This window comes from Halobacteriovorax sp. XZX-3, assembly GCF_043196495.1.
In the GTDB taxonomy this organism is placed as follows: Bacteria; Bdellovibrionota; Bacteriovoracia; order Bacteriovoracales; family Bacteriovoracaceae; genus Halobacteriovorax_A.
In genome coordinates this window covers 732,128-749,089 of sequence record NZ_JBEBMO010000001.1, presented here as the reverse complement: position 1 = coordinate 749,089, position 16,962 = coordinate 732,128, and the positions used below count along the sequence as shown (strand labels likewise).

Here is a 16,962-nt window from a genome sequence, read left to right as displayed (position 1 = left end):
TCAACTTTTCGTTAAGAAACACACTTTAATTTGGAGTTAATGTGAAGCTACCTGTGGTTAAAAGCACACAATTAAATGATACATTTCGCTTAGACTATTATGATCATTTTGGGCCTCTTATACTGGATGGCCAACAAATCAAAGAATCGATTAAGAAAGATTTACTATTTTGGACAGAGTTTGATTCTTCATTCAAGTTTCAAATTGGTCTTGAAGGAGTTCAATTCTTATTGGGAATTGATAAGGACGAAAAAGTACTTCGTCTATGTAATATTAAATTAGCAAATGAGATATTTTTACTCGATAACTTTGTTGGTGAAGAGAGTGAGGAGTATAAAAAGTTTAAAGCACACGTTACAAAAGTGATGAGTGTTAAAATTGCTGATTTTCCAGGTGTAAGTAATATTATAACTCACCGTTATGGACTAACTAAACTAAGTGAAATTGAAGATAAGCCTGTTTCTGAAATGTCAGATACGATCACTAAGAAGCTTCTTTCTTTTCTTAATGATTACAAACCCGTTTTCTTTGAAAAGATTTCTGACTTCGCTCTTGGTCTTACTGCAAATTATGCACTTCTTAGAATTCACTTGCTTAAGTTCTTAGCAATTCTTCCTTCTCTAGATCATGATAAAGAAGGAAAAGAGGTAAAGCGAATTCTAAGAGAGTCTCTGAGAAGACTTATTCTTGATTCTAAGAAAGCAAAAAGATTAGACTTGAAGGGGGATCGCCAACCTCTTCCTCCACAGTTAGTGGTTCTATTTTATTTTGTTCTTCTGGCCGTTCGCATTTTTCCGGCCAAGGCGCTGGCCAATATTGTACGTTTCAAAGTTCGCTTTATGGCAAAGAGATTTATTGCTGGTGAAACGATTGAAAGCGCACAAAAGAATTTTGCAGCAATCTTTAATACGGGAAGAGATGTAACTCTAGACCAACTCGGAGAGTTAGTTGTTTCTGAATCAGAAGCTGATAACTATATGAATGAGGTTTTAAATCTTGTTAATGGTTTTAGCATGCACATTACTCCAGGTAGTCGCAATAAAGCAGGTATCTTAAGAGCACACGTTTCAATTAAGGTTTCTGCCCTTTGCTCAGACTTCAAACCTGAAGCTTTTGATTACACTTATAACTTAGTTGCCCCAAGGCTTATTAAAATTTTAAAGACGGCTAAAGAGCAACAGGTATTTATTAATATCGATGCTGAACATTATCACTATCGTGATATCGTTTTTGAAATTTATAAGAAAGCTCTCCTAGAGACTGAAGAGCTTAAAGATTATGCAGATACAGGAATTGTTGTTCAAGCGTATCTTCGTGATTGTTATGACCATCTTCAAGACGTTGTTGAGCTTGCAAAAGAGCGTGGCATGATTATGCCAATTCGCCTTGTTAAGGGTGCATACTGGGATGCTGAAACTGTAGAGGCCGAGGCCCATGGACATAATGCTCCAGAGTTCTTAAACAAAGAAGAAACAGATATTAATTTTAGACAGATGATTTATGAGATTTACAAAGCTTTCCCACATATCAAGCTTTGTATTGCTTCTCACAACTTTGCGGATCACTCATACGCTGAAGCTTTAAGAGAAATTAAGTTTAAAGAAATTGATGAAATTGAGCACCAATGTCTTCACATGACTTATGAAGCACTTTCGACAGCTATGGCAAAGATGGGATGGGCCGTAAGAAATTATGTTCCAATTGGTTCACTTATCGTAGGGATGGCCTACCTTGTTCGTCGTATTATGGAAAACTCTTCACAAGTAGGAGTTTTAACAATCATGAGAAGTCATAAGAAGAATGCAAAGCTTATGGCGCCAAATGATATCTTTAAAAAGCACCAGAATGAAGGTCTTCTAAATTTAGACTCAACTCTAACTCAGGTTCATGGGCAATTTAGTAACTGTCCACCTCTAAAAACTTACCTTGAAAAAGAACTGAAGTATTTTAGAAGTGAATTTGAAAAGTTTGAACTAGGTAAAGACTATGCAACAGACTTTGCTCTAAGTGGAGAGTCTGAATCTGTTCTTTCTCCATCTGATGGAAAGAGTGTCGTTGGTAAAATTACTTTTGCCAATTTAGACGATACTGAAAGAGCAATCGATACAATTGATAATTCTTTCTACGAAGGTGAGTGGTCAAAGGCCTCTTGGCAAGAAAGAGCGGCCGTTATGGCAAGAGCTGCAGAGATGATGTATCTGCGTCGCAATTACTATTCTGCACTAATTATGCATGAATCAGGTAAGGCCATCGGTGAAGCATTAGCTGACGTCGATGAAGCAATCGACTTTTTAAACTTCTATATTAGAAGGCTAGCTGAAGTAGGAGATAATGAAGAGTTTAAGGCCCGTGGCCCATTTGCCATTATTGCTCCATGGAACTTCCCTCTAGCAATTCCGTGCGGGATGACAGCTTCGGCCTTGCTAACTGGATCAACTGTTATCCTAAAACCAGCAGAGCAAACTCCTCTTATCACTTGTGAGCTTGTGGCACTATTTCATGAAGCGGGTGTTCCTAAAGATGCCCTAATTCATCTTCCTGGAGTTGGTGAGACTGTTGGTCAAAAACTAATTGAGGATAAGCGTATTGCAGGTGTTATCTTTACTGGTTCAAAACCTGTCGGTGTTCATATTGCAAAGACTTGTGCAAAAAGACTTTATGAGAATCGCAACACAGGCAAGAGCTATCCAGTTCGTGTTATCACTGAAATGGGTGGTAAGAACGCTGTTATTGTAACAAATAATGCTGAACTCGATGAGACAGTATCTGGTATTCTTTATTCTGCCTTTGCGCACGCTGGTCAGAAATGTTCTGCTGCTTCACGTGTTCTTGTTCATAAAGAAGTAAAAGACAAATTAGTTGCTCGACTTAAGCAAGCTGCTAACGATATTTACGTTGGGCCAGCAACGGACTTTGCAAGTTTCATTAATCCACTAGTGAGCCAAGAAGAAAAAGATCGTCTCATTGCTCAAGTCAAAGAAGCAAGTGAAGAGGCAAATAAATACGGTGGAGTTGTCCACGTTAACCGCTCAGAAGAAAATCTTCCAGGTTACTGTGTAGGCCCAACAATTATCGAACTTCCAAAGTCACGTGCTTTAGAAAAAGATAGTTTTGCTTCTCGTGAATTATTTGCTCCAGTTATCCATGTCGTTGCATACGATGATTACGAAGACGCGTTAAATATCTTTAATAGTGTTGAGTATGGCCTAACAGGTGGTGTTTTCTCTCAATCACAAGATGATATTGATTTCCTAACAAAGCGAATGCTTATCGGAAATAACTATATTAATAGACCTATTACAGGTGCTCGCGTTGCTATTGAGCCTTTTGGTGGTTTCAAGATGTCGGGGACAGGGCCAAAGGCCGGTGGTGTTGATTACCTAAGAAGTCTTTTTGTAAGAAGTAACTCTGAAGAACTTAAGACTTCTACTTTTGATAACGGAAGTGATTACGAACCAGTTGTATCTCGTAGCTCTTCTTCTGACCACTTTGTTAGACGTGAAAAAATGCTTTCAGCACTAGACGAAATCATTAGTAATTTTGGTCCATTATTTCCTGGGACGTTTGGAGAACAGAGACATGCTCTTAAAGATCTTAAGAAATGGCTTGAAGTTGACTATCTTGATTTCTTAAATAAGGGACGCGATAACCGTTATATTCCAGGACAAATCAATTACTCTGTATTTGATTGTAATAAAGACCGTGCACTTTATTTGAGTTTAAATGAAGAAATTAATATGCAAACATTCTTTGCTGTTCTTATGTCTTTAACAACTGGTACAGGTGTAACAATTCTTTGTTCAAATGCTGAAGCTTATCGTTGGTGGAATTATCTAATAGATATTCTTAAGAAGAATCGTTTCTCTAAAAAGAATATTGATTGTTATCACGTTAGCAAAGAAAAGATGCACACTCTTCTAAATGAAAATTTTGATGTTGTTATTTGTGACGGTGATCTTGAATCAATTAAAGAGTTTAACTCTGCTGTTGGTGAAAAAAATGGTCAATTTGTTATGACATCTTTTATTTCACCACTTGAGGATTATGTTAATGGATCATATTTTGATCTTTTCCATCTATTCTCATGTGAAAGAAGCTACGCTGTAAATATCATGAGGCATGGAGCACCGATGGAGTTAGACTCGTAATGAAGTATCGTCACTTAATTTTAGGAGCGGGTAATATGGCCCGCGCTCTAATCCCTGGTTTCATCGAGAATTCTGATGATTGTGAATTCCTTGTTTTTACACCAAGTGGTGATAAGGCAAAGAGCTTTGCACTGGATTTTGGTGCTACTTGGGTAAAAGACCTAGAGGAGTTACGAAATACTCATATTGATTATCTTTGGGCCTGTTTTAAGCCTCAACAACTTAAGCAAGTGGCCCTTGAAATTGACTTCTTAACACATCCGTATCTAACGATTGTCTCACTCCTAGCGGGAAGTGATTCTCAGGCCCTAACTGAAAATTTGTTATCTGATCAAATTATTCGAATTATGCCAAATACTCCTGCCCAAGTGGGTCTTGGGGTAAATGCACTTTATAAGTCAAAGAGTGTTCATCAAGATAAGTGGAATGCTTTCTGGCAGGCCTTTAACTCAAGTGGGATTAACACCGTTTTCGACAATGAAGACGATATCGATACGATTACTCCTTTTTCTGGCTCTGGCCCTGCATACTTCTTTGAAATTGCACGTATCTTAATTGAGGATATGAAGGCACGTGGAATTGACGGCGAGCTTGCACATAGAATGATTGCGGGTACAATAGAAGGTGCTGGTCGAATGCTTTCACAAAACAATGATGCGCAAACTCTTCGCAATAATGTCACATCAAAAAATGGTGTGACTTATGAGGCCCTTGAATCTTTTAAAGAATCGGGAATGGAGGAGATGTTTAATCGTGCAATAGAGCGTGCTTACCAGAGAACACTTGAATTAAAAGGAAATAAGTAATGAAAAAGGTTTTAGATAAATTACCTGAAGGTTTAAGAAATACTGCATTTGTTAGACTCTTTGGTTTAACAAAAGTACCAATGATTTTTTGGCTAAGACCAACAGTACTTGAGCTTAGTGATGAAGTTACAGCTATCAAGATTCCTCTTTCTCGTCGCTCTAAGAATCATTTAAATAGTATGTACTTTGGTGCCCTTGCTTGTGGGGCAGACCTTGCTGGCGGTTTTGCAGCAATGAAGAAGACGATGGATAAGGGAAAGAGAGTGTCACTTGCTTTCAAAGAGTTCCATGCAGAGTTCTTAAAAAGAGCAGAAGGGGATACGGTCTTTACTTGTTCTCAGGGAAAAGAAATTGATGCTTTTGTTGAAAAAGTATTAGCAAGTGAAGAGCGTCACAATCTACCACTAGATATTATTGCAACTTGTCCTGATGTTTCAGGTGATGAGCCAGTTGCAAAGTTTACGATTACTTTAAGTTTAAAGAGAAAATAATTGCTCCTGAGGCGAACCGCTCGGGCGTGGACCCTCGCTCTCGATTAGTTTTTCAGCTAAAGAGTGGGGAGCTAGCACCGCGAACTATAGTTTGCCTTTGGGCAAACAATTTCGCGGATGCTTAAGCAGGGTTAGGGGAGTCAATAAAGATACACTCTAGCCCATATGTTTCTTCAATTAATTTCTTAAGAGCAATTACACCAAATCTTTCTGTCGCATTATGGCCTCCAGCGAAGAAGTGAATTCCTTCTTCACGTGACTCGTGCCAGTCGTGCTCGCTCATCTCACCTGTAAGATAAGCATCAAGCCCTTCGCGCACGCAGTAGCGCCAGTCAGAGTTTGCTCCACCTGTAATTATTCCCATTGATGAAATCTCTTCATCATTAGGCTCACTGTGAATGATATCGTGATTAAGAACTTTCTTTAATAGTTCTTTTAGTTCGTTTGGTTTTAATGGTTTTTCGAATTTACCTTGAACACCTGTAGGCATGCCTTTGTAGTCACCGTATGGACCTAAGTCTTTAAGTCCGATTGCTTTGGCGATACCTGCTGCATTTCCATCTTCGAGATGAGCATCAAGAGGTAAGTGGTAGCCAAATAGATTGATATCGTTTTGAATAAGAGGCTTTACTCTTTTTGCGAAACTTCCTGTAATAGTTCTGACGCCATGAAATTTCCAAAATAACCCATGGTGAACAATCATTGCATCTGCACCAAATTCACAGGCCTTTGCAATTGAATCTCTTTGGGCCGAAACAGCAAATGCTATTTTGGAAATCTCTGAGCGACCTTCGATTTGTAGGCCATTTGGGCCATAGTCGTTATACTCATAAGTATTAAGGTGTTTTGCTAAGAATTTTCCAAGCTCTTTTGCTGAAACTGTTGCCATAAGTGATATCCATACCGTTAAAAATTATTGTGTTGGTTGGTTATCATTATCCCCTTGGCGGCCAGAGAAATCAACTTTGAACTTTTCAAAACCGTGACTCTTTTCGACATTTTCTTGTTTCGTTACACTAGAGCGAATTTTGCTTACTGTATGACGCAGTTCCTGATTTTCTGGAACTAGCTTTAGAGCAACCTCGAATTCTTCCATTGCTTTATCAAAGTTATTTAGCTGCATGTAAGCGCGCCCTGCATTGATATATGGATATTCGCGATTAGTGTACTTTGGTGCTTTTTTTGCTAGTTCATACCATTTGATTGATTCATTGATATGACCTTCATTTAATAGAAGTGTACCTAGATCGTTATAAGGAGCACCATATTCTGGATCGATTTCAATTGCTTTTAGACAAAGTGATTTCGCATCTTCAATATTTCCCATTTGAGAAGTTACCCAACCCATAAGAGTCAGTACTTCCGCAGTTTCTTTGTGACCACGGGCCTTATCGAATAACTCAAGAGCACCAGCGAGATCTTTTTTAGAAACTAATACATGTGCTTCAGTAATATACTGTTCGTATTTCTCTTCTCTTTTAGCATTCATTCCAAGAATTGGTGCAGTTTTAGAGTGGGCAAGATTTAGAATCTCAAGTGATTCTAGAAAGTATAGTGGTGGAGTGAAGTCTTCTTCAAGCTCCATTTCATCTTCATCTTCATCGATTCTTCCACCTTCAATAAGTGTGAAAGGACCTTTTTTAATAATCTCTTTTGCAACAATGATTTCTTTCTTCTCTTTTATATCAATTGCTTTTAAAAGCCCCATACGAGGTGTGGCGACATCAAGTGACGAGCGCTCAATTAAGATAAGGTGTAGTTCTCTAGTGTACTTATATGAAAGATTGATTAGGCGAGTGATCACACCAACAACTTCATCGTCATTTTTTGGAGCGAGAGCAATGAAGCTTTCGATCAAATTATTCATAAGCCTTAGGTTTTCTCGACCTTGGCGAAAATTATTCTGGTGGAGAAGACTAAGGTCTCCAAAGTGAGATGGAATCAGTAATTCGCTTACTAATTTATCGTATTCAGTACTAAACTCTTCAATAATAAGGCGTGCCTTAGCATCGAGGTGTGTTTCACTCAATTCACATACAGCATGTAGAATCCTTTCTAAGTAGCTTCTTGATTGAGTAAGTTCGCTTAATAGAATTTCTTGAATTGTATTCATTTTAGTGGTTTCTTCCCTTGAATAATCATATCTCGTCCCTGAAATATGCACTCTATAATTCATCTTGTCTACGTTGTGACGCATCAACATCTCGTCGACCGGTTACTTTATACATATACACATTTCGTGCCAAATTTATTGTTTCTAAATGACTGAAATCTAATAGAGGAAAATAAGATGGGGCCAAAAAATTGGCCCCAGTGTCTAGAATATGTAACTTTATGAGTTTTCTAAGTGTTCTTTATTCAAGAGTTTTTGTTTCATACTTCAGAAGATTTCCAGCGTCGTTGGCCTTGTCGTATGCCGTCGAAATTCTCTGGAAGATATCATCTGTCTTTGCACCAATTGCCGACTTACCTTTAAAGTTTAGTGAACTTAGATTACGGTCTTGGTTCTTCTTAAACATATTACTAAATGGATTACCATTATTCTTTTTCTTAACTGAAGCCGTTCCTCTTCCACCAACAAAGCTTGGTCCACGACCTCCAACATAGCTGATACCTTTAAGCCCGCTTCCGCCAGCTCCAGATAGAGCTTCTGGTTGCGCAGCACCTCCAGCAGATGAACCTCCGCCACCGCCTCCACCGCCTGGTGAACTACCTCCACCACCGGCACCTTGAGCGATTTGACCACCTTCTGATACGGTTGCAACAGGCCCAAAATTACCTTTTAGTCCTCCGCCTGTTTTCGCTTTATTCACAACAGTTGATGTATCCACACCTGCTGATGTTGGGTCATCTGTACTTGCGGCAGTTGCAGCTACCGCTTGATCTTGTTCTGTGTGTTGGTATGCCTGATTTGTACCAAATCCACCTACCGAGTAGTCACCAAATGATGGGACATTTACTGTATTTGCCCAACCTGACTGACATTGTGCATGTGCAGGGTTGGCCTGACAAAACTCCATATAGACATCTTGGTTTTCAAAGAAGTCCTCTGGAAGCTCCATTGTCTCCATTCCTTCAATTTTACCAATAGCACTTGAAATCATTTTTTGTTGTTTACCAAGCTGACTTACGGCCATTTGTTCTTTCGCCACATCAACCCCAGCTTCAGCTGCGATTTGGTTACCAGCTCTTTTCGCTTCACCGTTTCTTAGAATTGAAAACTTCTTACTACCAAAGTTTAGCTTACAAATCTGTTCTGGTGAGCCCATTGATCCTGCACCACCGTCATTAATTATATATTCTGCAATTCCTGAAAGTGCCTGTTCAACTGGTCTCTTACAAAGTTCATTTGTTTCAAAATATGTTTCACTAGTCGGAATACTAGAAGTCATCGTTAAGATCGTTCCTAGTCTTGCAACTTCAATTGTACGACGTGTTTCGGCCATTGTTTGTTGCTTGGCCAGACCATCTTTTTGTGACTTAAGGGCAGTTGTCGTCACGTTTTCCGACGCATCCATATTCATTAGTTTATTTTGCTGTTTTGTACTAAAGTCTTGCGCTTGAAATTGTTGGAAAGTTGCATTTGCAGTCTTTCCAAGTTGTGCAGCATTATGAGCAAGAACTAAGTTAGAACACTCGTCATAGTCAATGGTTTCAAGTCCTGATAGGCGACAAGTGATACGTCCATCAATTGAAGTAAGTTTCTCTGGATTTGAGTATTGATCTTCTGATTGACGATCCTCTTCAAGGTTCTCTCCAAATGCAGCGGCAATTTGGTTACATGCTGTAACATTTTTAACTGCGGCAGAAATAACATTGCCATCAACCTCAGGTGAATTATTAGCATAGATGAAAACAGCTACGGCCTTTGTATAGTCAATTGAATTTGCTTTACCACTTCGGTAAACCTCTTGAGCAACATCTTGCCAATTCGCATTTCCATTTGTTCCTGAAACCTTAAAGGCCCTTTGACACTTAATTGCACCACTACTACCAATAAAGTCAGGTTCAACATTTTTAAAATCAAGAGTTGTTACAGATTTAGAACAAGCTTTGAAAGCCTCGATCTTAGATTTATTTTCTTTGGCCATCATTTCTTGTAAACAGCCATTCCAGTCTTTATGTTTTGCGCTATCACTTGCTACGTCACCTTCATCTTGTGGAGGAGAAGTTGGCTGATTTGGTTCAGAACCGTCATTGGCCAAACCATTTGCAAGTTCTTTATCTTTTTGAAACTCTGCTAGCTTTTGGCCACAAAAGTTATCAATCTCTTCCTGTGGTATCTCTTGTCGTCCATCCGATGGCATATCAAATGGCACCATTTGACCAGTGCTTGGATCAGGACAATCAACATTCACAGTGCCTGCGTAGCTCATATTAAGTGGCGCAGCCGCTAGAAGAGTTAAGGTAAAAGTATTTAAAATAGTTGTTTTCTTGCTCATAAGTGACTCGAAAGTTAGGTTTGCCTTACTTAAATTATAAGTTCTAATCGGTTAAATTCTTCGAAAAGTTGAGTATTTAAGCATGATTTAGGGATTTGAGGGGTGTTGCACAAGATAAGTGCTTAAAAATATGTTCATTTTTAGGGGCCGGCCATGTAAAATCATATTTTACGATCGCCCATGATTGTGGCCATTGAAAAGAAATTAACAACTTAGCAGTATATAAGGGGTGTAATAAATGACTTCACAACGAGCACATACAATCGAAGACTTTAATATCGAAGAGGGAATTTACGAATTTCAAGTACAAGAGACGCATCTCGATACTTTTGGTCATATGAATAATGCAACCTATTTGACTATCTTTGAGCAGGCCCGTTGGGACATGATTACAAAGAATGGATGGGGTATGGATCGCATTATGCGTGAAAAAAGAGGTCCTGTCGTTTTAGATATCAACATCACTTTTAAGTCTGAACTTCGTCTAAGACAAAATGTAAAGATTCGCTCAAAGGCCACAAGCTTTGTTAATAGTAAGGTTCTAACTTTCGAGCAAGAGATGTTTGATGATACAGGTAAGGTGTATACAAAATTTAAAATGACCGCAGGGCTGTTTGATCTAAAAGAAAGAAAACTTATGGGCCATGATCCTGATTGGTTAAAAGCGGTAGGGCTTAGTTTAAAAGCTTAAAGAAATGATGATAAATTTTTTCAGAGCTTGCTTTTACTTCATCTAAGAAAGTAAGCTCTTTCATTTTTTCATGCTCTAATAATTCGCAAAATAGCTCGTAAGTGTATTCTTGATGATACTCGGATGAAACCTTACTGTAGCTTATATGCCATGCCTCTGGAGCAACTCCACCAAGATCTTCTACATATGGCCTATAATAAGAATAACTCTCGTTATTTTCAATTTTTGTATTTAGCCACTTACTAAAATCAGCAAATGGTCCACCCTGTGTAAACTCTTCTGGAATTAATTGAATGTGATAACCTTCTGGCCAGCTATTGCCATCCACAACATCAAGCTCTGTTCCCCAGTGATGACGAGAAGTTCCTGGAAGTGCCGACCAGTTGATAATAGCGCTTACAATTTCTGAAGGGGAGAGTTTTGTGTGATCTAGTTCATTTCCCGTGCGATCATAGATTGGGCGTTTGCCGGCGCACTTTTCATTCCAGATTCTGAGTTGGTCATCGAAAGATCGAAAAGAGCTTGTGACATAGAAATCGACACCATCTTTTAGCGCATCTTCTTTGAAACGTTTAAAGTCTTCAAATGAATCTTTGTGGAAGTAGCGATTGATGCTCTCATCATAAATGAGATGATCTTTTGTCATTCCGAATAAGACTTCCTTGTCTACCTTGCTCATATATTTTCCAATTATTATTCAGAGAATAATTTCTTTAGTCCTGACTGAACATAGCGATGTGAGATAACTTTAAAGATTGAAACAGACTTATCTTTGATAATATCGTTATCACCATAGTCATATTTTTTGTTCGATTCTCCATTACCAGCTCCCGCTCCAAAACTTAAAACTTGTGAGCTAGAGTTGTCATCGAACTTCCATCGATTAGTATTATTATTTGTTGTTTTTCTAACAGTTTTCTTTGCTGGTGCTGCAAGTCCCTTGGCAGGAAGCTTGGCCGAGACATTTTCAACTGCGTCTTGAAATGAAGGCTCTGTTGGTCTTAAGCGAGCGAATGCTTCACTTGCACCGTTACCATTAAAGATTGATACATTGTTGTTATCACCATAGCGGCCCGCTTGTTTTGCAAGCTCATCACTAATCTTACTAAGTCCAAGTCCTGTACTTTTCTTAAATGGATTTTCTAGCTTCTTTTTGATTGCATCCATCGCCTTGGCCGCCATGGCAGCTTGTGCATCAGTCGTTGAAGCATTGTAAGTTCCACCATTACCCTGAGTTGTTGCATTGGCCGCTTTGATTGCTTCCGTAACATCAAGTCCACCAAGTGAACTTAAAGCAGTAGGGGATACCGTAATCTTCTTACAAGCATTTTCTCCCTTATTATTTTTTAGCTTACGACAATTACACTCGCGATCAAACTTTCCATCAACATAGAAACAGCCTTGTGGATTCGTACTTTGAGCTGCTCGTGATGAGTCAGCTGATGCTACATATGATCCAGAATACTTATTCCAGTAGTCCTGACATGTCTTAGATTTCTCGCGGTTAGGATTCTTATTTCCTTGTGCTGTATAACAGTAACAAGCAGGGTTGCTTAAGCTATCTCTTCCATCTGGACAAAATGAAGCAACACTCTTTACATACTTCTCTTTTAAAATCTTAATCTGCTCAACATTCGATTTGGCATCTTTATTATTCTTCTTTGCTTGATTTGAAACAGTAAGTGCCGCAGGGACTGTTACTGCTGAGGCCACAATAACTGTACATGGATTATTAGTGATCGAGCGAAAGCCATTTGCCATATCGCTGAAATTCCACTTCGAAGCGCCACCAGCTTCACCTGGGGATTGGTTCATACAGCTTGTCCCAAATGATGAAAATGTCTCATAAACTGCAACAGCTGCTGCCGCTGTATATCCTAGGGCCAGTGTTTTATATTGTTTTGCCTGTTTTGAAGAAACATCTGCTAAATATTCTTGTTCTTTTTCTAGCATATCAAATGCCGCAATTTGAGCATTCTTCATTGTTTCAGGGTCTTTTGAGATCTCCTCGTATTCTTCTTTGAATTCTTTTGTTTTCTTCTTTACGTCTTCTTTGTTGATTTTAGTTTGATAGAAGCTATAGGCCGAGATCGCACCAACCAGCATACAAGACTTACAGCTTGAACGGTTTTCATCTTTTGATACTTCTGATGTATTAGTATCAGGGGCATTTGATTGCTGTTGCTTTGGGTCTACTGGAGCCGACTCATTTGTTGTTGATTTGGCAGCATCTTCTCCGTTAAAGAACTTAGGAACTACTAGGGCCGTAACTCCTGTAACGATCCCCCAAGCTTCTGCAAAGCCAGTTATTAAATTACCCTTACCTTTACTTTCAACATCACTATCGGAAACTCGTCCAGCATTTAGCTCATTAATTGTTTTTTGTTGTCTGGCATCGGCCGCTGCTTTCATACAAGCATTGCGTTCACTCTCACTCGATTTAGAGTCACAATCCTGATACTCATCTCGATTCTTTATTGAACCTTCTGTATACATACAACGATTCAAACTAGCGTTGAAAACCTGTCCTGTCGGGCAGTTTGTCGTCGCAAAGACTTCGAAGTGTCCAAGTGCAAAACTTAAAAATATGAGTGTTAAAATAATGCCTTTCATTTTTACTTTTCCTGCTTTTTTAGGCTATCAATCTAGTTACTTACTTAGTATAACAGCAAAGCCTAAGTTTTTAATAGTAGGGCAATTGCTGTTTTATCGTTTAAGTTTCTGTTATTACAGGGGTTTGGTTGTGAATTTTAGACGTTTGTTGGTGTTAATTTCTATTTTTGTAAGCCTTAAAACTGTGGCACTGCCATTAAGTGATCTGCAAACAGGTGATGTGATCTTGTTAGATATGGACTGTTTCAGTTGTGAGCTGATCGAAAATGAAACTGGTGGCCCATTTTCTCACTCAGGAATTGTTCTAAAACTAGGTTCTCAAGTTTATGTTGCTCAATCTCTTGGAAGCGTTCACCACCTGCCACTAAAATCATTTCTAGCATACTCGAATAAGGTCCCACACGTTATTCGTCCAAAGCATATTAATTTCTCAAAGAAAAGAAAATTAATTGAAAATTACAAGTCAATCTTTCTTGGAATGGACTTTGATCACGATTATCTTTGGGATGATGATAAGCTTTATTGTTCGGAGTTCATCTACAAGCTTCTTAAAAGCGTTTATGCTATTGAGAAGTTTAAACCAGCTCCAATGACCTATGATAAGAATCCTAAGGGATGGCAAATCTATTTCGGTGGAAAACTTCCTCCTAGTGGAAAGTTAGGGCTTTCTCCTAATGATTTCTTTTTCTCAACTGGTTTTGATGGTGACTTTAAAGACATGGGGCCGCTATATTAAATTGTGAATCAATTTAATCAGGCCCATAAAGAAAGCGATCACTTTCTCAAATCTCAGACTCTTATTGACTTAGTTCAAAAGGCCCTCACTCTTGTAAAGTTTGAGAGCGATAAAATTGAAGTCCTTGAGGTTGGATGTGGGCAAGGTCTAAATTTGGCCAATTTCAATTTCTCTCAATTATTAGGCATCGATATTTCTGAAGAGGCCATTTATAAGGCCCGCCAAAATTTTAACAATTTCGAATTTCAGTGTTTATCTAGTCTCAAGTTAGATCAGATCGAGCGCTCATTTGATCTTATTTTAGATGCTCACCAAATTCATTACTTACAATCTAAAGATGAAATTTCTCAGTATATAAGAAATGTCTTTAAGCGTTTGAATAGTGGGGGAGTTTTTTGTTTTGAAGCGATGGTTAAGAGCAAAGAGATGCTTCTTACTGACCTATCAGTTACAGTTCTCGACTACCTTGAATATGAGAAGATCGTGACTGAAGCAGGGTTTCGCATTATCTATTTGATGCTGCCAAATGGGCGTAAAATTATTGCAGATAAAAAAAGAAGGGCCGCTCTTTCGAGCGACCCGGATGTCTTACTGGTCATTGCTACTAAGGAAGACGTAGCAAATTAGTTACAGATTCCCAAAATATTTCCGACTATTCTTCGTCGTGTGGAGTACGCCCCACTTCTAATCTTTTCTCCTTTTGTTGCTTGAGTCTTTCTACATATAGAAAACGAATATCTCTTGCAGTTAGTACATCTCCATTTGCTAGTTGGATTTGTGCACCATCTTTAAATCCTTCTAGATTCCCAAAAGTCTTTTTAATTTTTGCAACACTTGTGATGTCGAGGAATTCACCATTGAAGGTCTCAATTGCCATAGCGCGATCTAGTTTTTGGATCTGTTCTGGCGTGATTCTCTTCATAGTTCTTGCGTGAACTTTCTCTTGGATTGTTATCGATAACATAACTAATCCTAAAGTGATGTAAAGTGCTCTCCTTAATGTACTTTTCATAATGGCCTCTTTTCCGCTAAGTTCGTTCTTCCTGAAGCCTTCAGCTTTAAACATCCTGTTTAAGAGCTTTGTTGCTATAGTAAAAGCATGAACTGTGCCAAAAATTGAACACGTACAATCAGCTACTTAGAGATTTATGGGTGGTGTCGAATGGGAAAGGGGCGCTTTTTGGCCCTATCTATGAACAACAAAGGCCCCAAAATGGGGCCTTTATGCATATTTGATTTGTATTTTAGATTAAGCTTTTAGACAGTCTTCGGCCTGCTCTGGATTTTCTGTACACTCATCCTTCTTGTCGCAGAATTGGCAATCTTCACCAATCAGCTTTCCAAGTCCACCACATGAGCCTTGTAGCTTACGGTTAGAAATAATTACACCAACGGCCATTCCTGTAATTGATAGAGCAAGAACAGCGAAAGTAATTAGGAATAGTTTAATGTTAGCATCCATAAAATTCTCCAATAGAAAAATATCCGATTAGATTACTCTGTCACTTTATCAAATCCTGGCGTTGATGTCTCTAAATACTTTGCTGAACCATCGTCAGAACGATAGATGAAGAACGCCTTCAAGTTATTTTCTTTAGCGTAAGCAATTGCCTTCTTTGCACCCATGGCCATAAGGGCCGTTGCCCAAGCATCCGCATCCATACAAGTCTCAGAGATAACACTAACCGAAGCAAGTTGAGATTCAACAGGTGAACCTGATTTGAAATTTATTGTATGCTGGTAGCGCTTGCCACCTTCTTTGAAAAAATTTCGATAGTCGCCAGATGTTGCTAAGGCAACATTCTTGATTTTCACAACCTTCACAACTGGATTACCATCTTTATTACTAGGGGACTCAACACCAATACGCCACGGGCGTGTTAGAGATTCGCCCATTGTTCTAACTTCACCGCCAACTTCGACAAGAGCATTCTTAATTCCTTTGGCCTGTAGAAGTTCAACAAGTGCATCAACACCGTAACCCTTGGCCGAAGCAGATAAATCAAGATACACACCATCAATACTTTTTGTTAAGACGCCATCTTTAAAGATTATCTTTTCGTAACCAACTTTCTTCTTGGCCTCTTCAATATCTTCTTTTGAAGGAATCTTGCGTTTTCCAGTTGGACCAAATCCCCAAAGGTTTACAAGCGTTCCGATTGTTGGATCAAATGTACCATCAGTCTTCTTTGCAACGTCTAGGGCGTGCTTTAGAGTTCTGCTAAAATCTGGGCCTGGATAGAATTTTTCACTCTTGACCATTTTATTAAAGAGTGAAATTTCTGAGTCATTGATGTAAGTACTCATGGCCTTGTTGACTTCATCTAATCTTATCTCAATATCTTTTTTTACCGAATCCTCGTCGAATCCATTAGGTGCAAGATACTTGATATGGTATGTCGTACCCATGGTCGGGCCAGTGGCACTATAAATTTGCAGTTTTTCACTTTGACATGAAGTTAACAGGCCTAATAAAAGGCCCATTCCAAATATAAAGATTTTGTTAATTCTCATTAATTAAACGCCTGTTCCTCAAGAATTTTTCTTTCGCTATCTAGGTCTCTATTGTCGGCCTTTTCTTCACTAAATTTTTCGCCGTAGCGCGCCTTAAGCTTTGTGATATTGCGCTCCATTACATCTTCAAATTTAATCCCAAGTTCATCACCAACGATGGCCATGTACCAGAAAAGATCACCAAGTTCTTCTGCTAGATTTACTCGGTCAAGCTCCTTACCATAGAATATATGCTTCTTTAGAGCATCGAGGAATTCTCCAGCTTCCGTCGAAAGACCAATTCCAGCGTGAAGAAGTCTCTTAATTCCATCGTCATTTAGACGTGTGTTCATCGCATCAAAATCTCTTGATTCTGTTCTAATTGCATCACTCATATATTTTTGTGAGTCCATAATTTCTCCTGTGAAAAGTTGGGTAGTTGATCGAACTTTATCACTTTGATTTTTATCTAGTCAAAGCTTGCCTGTGCAAAAAGAAAACTTCACGAACTGTTAAGATATAAGGTATATTAACGTGCCTAA

At 38.8% G+C, this 16,962-nt stretch carries 15 protein-coding genes; 6 read left to right on the top strand and 9 right to left on the bottom strand.

Annotation, left to right across the window (positions count from 1 at the left end):
- Nucleotides 1–41: 41 nt before the first annotated feature.
- From ABMA70_RS03450 to ABMA70_RS03440, 3 genes are read left to right on the top strand one after another with little or no spacing between them, the layout of a single operon-like run.
- Nucleotides 42–4,148, top strand: a complete 4,107-nt coding sequence (locus ABMA70_RS03450) for a proline dehydrogenase family protein (protein ID WP_392991542.1) — start codon at nt 42–44, stop codon at nt 4,146–4,148.
- Nucleotides 4,148–4,954 carry a pyrroline-5-carboxylate reductase family protein gene (locus tag ABMA70_RS03445; RefSeq protein WP_392991544.1) on the top strand — a complete coding sequence of 269 codons (807 nt, stop codon included), beginning with the start codon at nt 4,148–4,150 and terminating at the stop codon, nt 4,952–4,954. The genes ABMA70_RS03450 and ABMA70_RS03445 overlap by 1 nt, the downstream gene beginning before the upstream one ends.
- Nucleotides 4,954–5,445 (top strand): PaaI family thioesterase, encoded by a 492-nt coding sequence (locus ABMA70_RS03440; protein ID WP_103216920.1) that lies wholly within the window; start codon nt 4,954–4,956, stop codon nt 5,443–5,445. The genes ABMA70_RS03445 and ABMA70_RS03440 overlap by 1 nt, the downstream gene beginning before the upstream one ends.
- A gap of 121 nt (nt 5,446–5,566) precedes the next feature.
- Here the strand turns inward: ABMA70_RS03440 and ABMA70_RS03435 are convergent, their stop codons facing one another.
- From ABMA70_RS03435 to ABMA70_RS03425, 3 genes are all read right to left on the bottom strand, one after another.
- A complete protein-coding gene (locus tag ABMA70_RS03435; protein WP_103216921.1) occupies nt 5,567–6,334 on the bottom strand; it encodes a Nif3-like dinuclear metal center hexameric protein in 768 nt (255 codons plus the stop codon).
- A gap of 24 nt (nt 6,335–6,358) precedes the next feature.
- On the bottom strand, nt 6,359–7,558 hold the full coding sequence (locus tag ABMA70_RS03430; protein WP_392991546.1) for a tetratricopeptide repeat protein: 1,200 nt from the start codon (nt 7,556–7,558) through the stop codon (nt 6,359–6,361).
- 241 nt (nt 7,559–7,799) lie between these two features.
- Nucleotides 7,800–9,887 carry a hypothetical protein gene (locus ABMA70_RS03425; RefSeq protein ID WP_392991548.1) on the bottom strand — a complete coding sequence of 696 codons (2,088 nt, stop codon included), beginning with the start codon at nt 9,885–9,887 and terminating at the stop codon, nt 7,800–7,802.
- Between the two features lie 238 nt (nt 9,888–10,125).
- Here ABMA70_RS03425 and ABMA70_RS03420 point away from each other — a divergent pair, with 238 nt between their 5' ends.
- Nucleotides 10,126–10,578 (top strand): thioesterase family protein, encoded by a 453-nt coding sequence (locus ABMA70_RS03420; RefSeq protein WP_103216924.1) that lies wholly within the window; start codon nt 10,126–10,128, stop codon nt 10,576–10,578.
- On the opposite strand, the gene ABMA70_RS03415 is transcribed toward ABMA70_RS03420, so the two are convergent.
- Both ABMA70_RS03415 and ABMA70_RS03410 read right to left on the bottom strand, forming a co-directional pair.
- The gene (locus tag ABMA70_RS03415; protein ID WP_392991550.1) at nt 10,562–11,257 is read right to left on the bottom strand and encodes a M15 family metallopeptidase; all 696 of its coding nucleotides are present in this window, start codon (nt 11,255–11,257) and stop codon (nt 10,562–10,564) included. The genes ABMA70_RS03420 and ABMA70_RS03415 overlap by 17 nt on opposite strands.
- 14 nt (nt 11,258–11,271) lie before the next feature.
- Nucleotides 11,272–13,191 (bottom strand): hypothetical protein, encoded by a 1,920-nt coding sequence (locus ABMA70_RS03410; protein WP_103216926.1) that lies wholly within the window; start codon nt 13,189–13,191, stop codon nt 11,272–11,274.
- A gap of 130 nt (nt 13,192–13,321) precedes the next feature.
- Between ABMA70_RS03410 and ABMA70_RS03405 the strand changes: the two genes are divergently transcribed.
- Both ABMA70_RS03405 and ABMA70_RS03400 read left to right on the top strand, forming a co-directional pair.
- Nucleotides 13,322–13,927: a YiiX/YebB-like N1pC/P60 family cysteine hydrolase gene (locus ABMA70_RS03405; RefSeq protein WP_158246788.1), complete on the top strand. Its 606-nt coding sequence runs from the start codon at nt 13,322–13,324 to the stop codon at nt 13,925–13,927.
- Nucleotides 13,928–13,930: 3 nt separating this feature from the next.
- Nucleotides 13,931–14,554 (top strand): class I SAM-dependent methyltransferase, encoded by a 624-nt coding sequence (locus ABMA70_RS03400; protein ID WP_158246789.1) that lies wholly within the window; start codon nt 13,931–13,933, stop codon nt 14,552–14,554.
- A gap of 25 nt (nt 14,555–14,579) precedes the next feature.
- Here the strand turns inward: ABMA70_RS03400 and ABMA70_RS03395 are convergent, their stop codons facing one another.
- From ABMA70_RS03395 to ABMA70_RS03380, 4 genes are all read right to left on the bottom strand, one after another.
- On the bottom strand, nt 14,580–14,939 hold the full coding sequence (locus ABMA70_RS03395) for a hypothetical protein (RefSeq protein WP_146037773.1): 360 nt from the start codon (nt 14,937–14,939) through the stop codon (nt 14,580–14,582).
- A gap of 237 nt (nt 14,940–15,176) precedes the next feature.
- The gene (nqrM, locus tag ABMA70_RS03390) at nt 15,177–15,389 is read right to left on the bottom strand and encodes a (Na+)-NQR maturation NqrM (RefSeq protein ID WP_103216930.1); all 213 of its coding nucleotides are present in this window, start codon (nt 15,387–15,389) and stop codon (nt 15,177–15,179) included.
- Between the two features lie 32 nt (nt 15,390–15,421).
- A complete protein-coding gene (locus ABMA70_RS03385; protein WP_392991554.1) occupies nt 15,422–16,441 on the bottom strand; it encodes an FAD:protein FMN transferase in 1,020 nt (339 codons plus the stop codon).
- The gene (locus ABMA70_RS03380; RefSeq protein ID WP_103216932.1) at nt 16,441–16,833 is read right to left on the bottom strand and encodes a nucleoside triphosphate pyrophosphohydrolase family protein; all 393 of its coding nucleotides are present in this window, start codon (nt 16,831–16,833) and stop codon (nt 16,441–16,443) included. Before ABMA70_RS03380 ends, ABMA70_RS03385 begins: the two co-directional genes overlap by 1 nt.
- Between the last annotated feature and the right edge of the window lie 129 nt (nt 16,834–16,962).

Excerpts from the sequence above, each read along its gene's own strand:
- ABMA70_RS03430 (WP_392991546.1), bottom strand. The coding sequence starts at position 7,558 with ATGAATACAATTCAAGAAATTCTATTAAGCGAACTTACTCAATCAAGA.
- ABMA70_RS03440 (WP_103216920.1), top strand. The coding sequence starts at position 4,954 with ATGAAAAAGGTTTTAGATAAATTACCTGAAGGTTTAAGAAATACTGCA.
- ABMA70_RS03385 (WP_392991554.1), bottom strand. The coding sequence starts at position 16,441 with ATGAGAATTAACAAAATCTTTATATTTGGAATGGGCCTTTTATTAGGC.
- ABMA70_RS03415 (WP_392991550.1), bottom strand. The coding sequence starts at position 11,257 with ATGAGCAAGGTAGACAAGGAAGTCTTATTCGGAATGACAAAAGATCAT.
- ABMA70_RS03410 (WP_103216926.1), bottom strand. The coding sequence starts at position 13,191 with ATGAAAGGCATTATTTTAACACTCATATTTTTAAGTTTTGCACTTGGA.
- ABMA70_RS03420 (WP_103216924.1), top strand. The coding sequence starts at position 10,126 with ATGACTTCACAACGAGCACATACAATCGAAGACTTTAATATCGAAGAG.
- ABMA70_RS03445 (WP_392991544.1), top strand. The coding sequence starts at position 4,148 with ATGAAGTATCGTCACTTAATTTTAGGAGCGGGTAATATGGCCCGCGCT.
- nqrM (WP_103216930.1), bottom strand. The coding sequence starts at position 15,389 with ATGGATGCTAACATTAAACTATTCCTAATTACTTTCGCTGTTCTTGCT.
- ABMA70_RS03395 (WP_146037773.1), bottom strand. The coding sequence starts at position 14,939 with ATGAAAAGTACATTAAGGAGAGCACTTTACATCACTTTAGGATTAGTT.
- ABMA70_RS03435 (WP_103216921.1), bottom strand. The coding sequence starts at position 6,334 with ATGGCAACAGTTTCAGCAAAAGAGCTTGGAAAATTCTTAGCAAAACAC.
- ABMA70_RS03425 (WP_392991548.1), bottom strand. The coding sequence starts at position 9,887 with ATGAGCAAGAAAACAACTATTTTAAATACTTTTACCTTAACTCTTCTA.
- ABMA70_RS03380 (WP_103216932.1), bottom strand. The coding sequence starts at position 16,833 with ATGGACTCACAAAAATATATGAGTGATGCAATTAGAACAGAATCAAGA.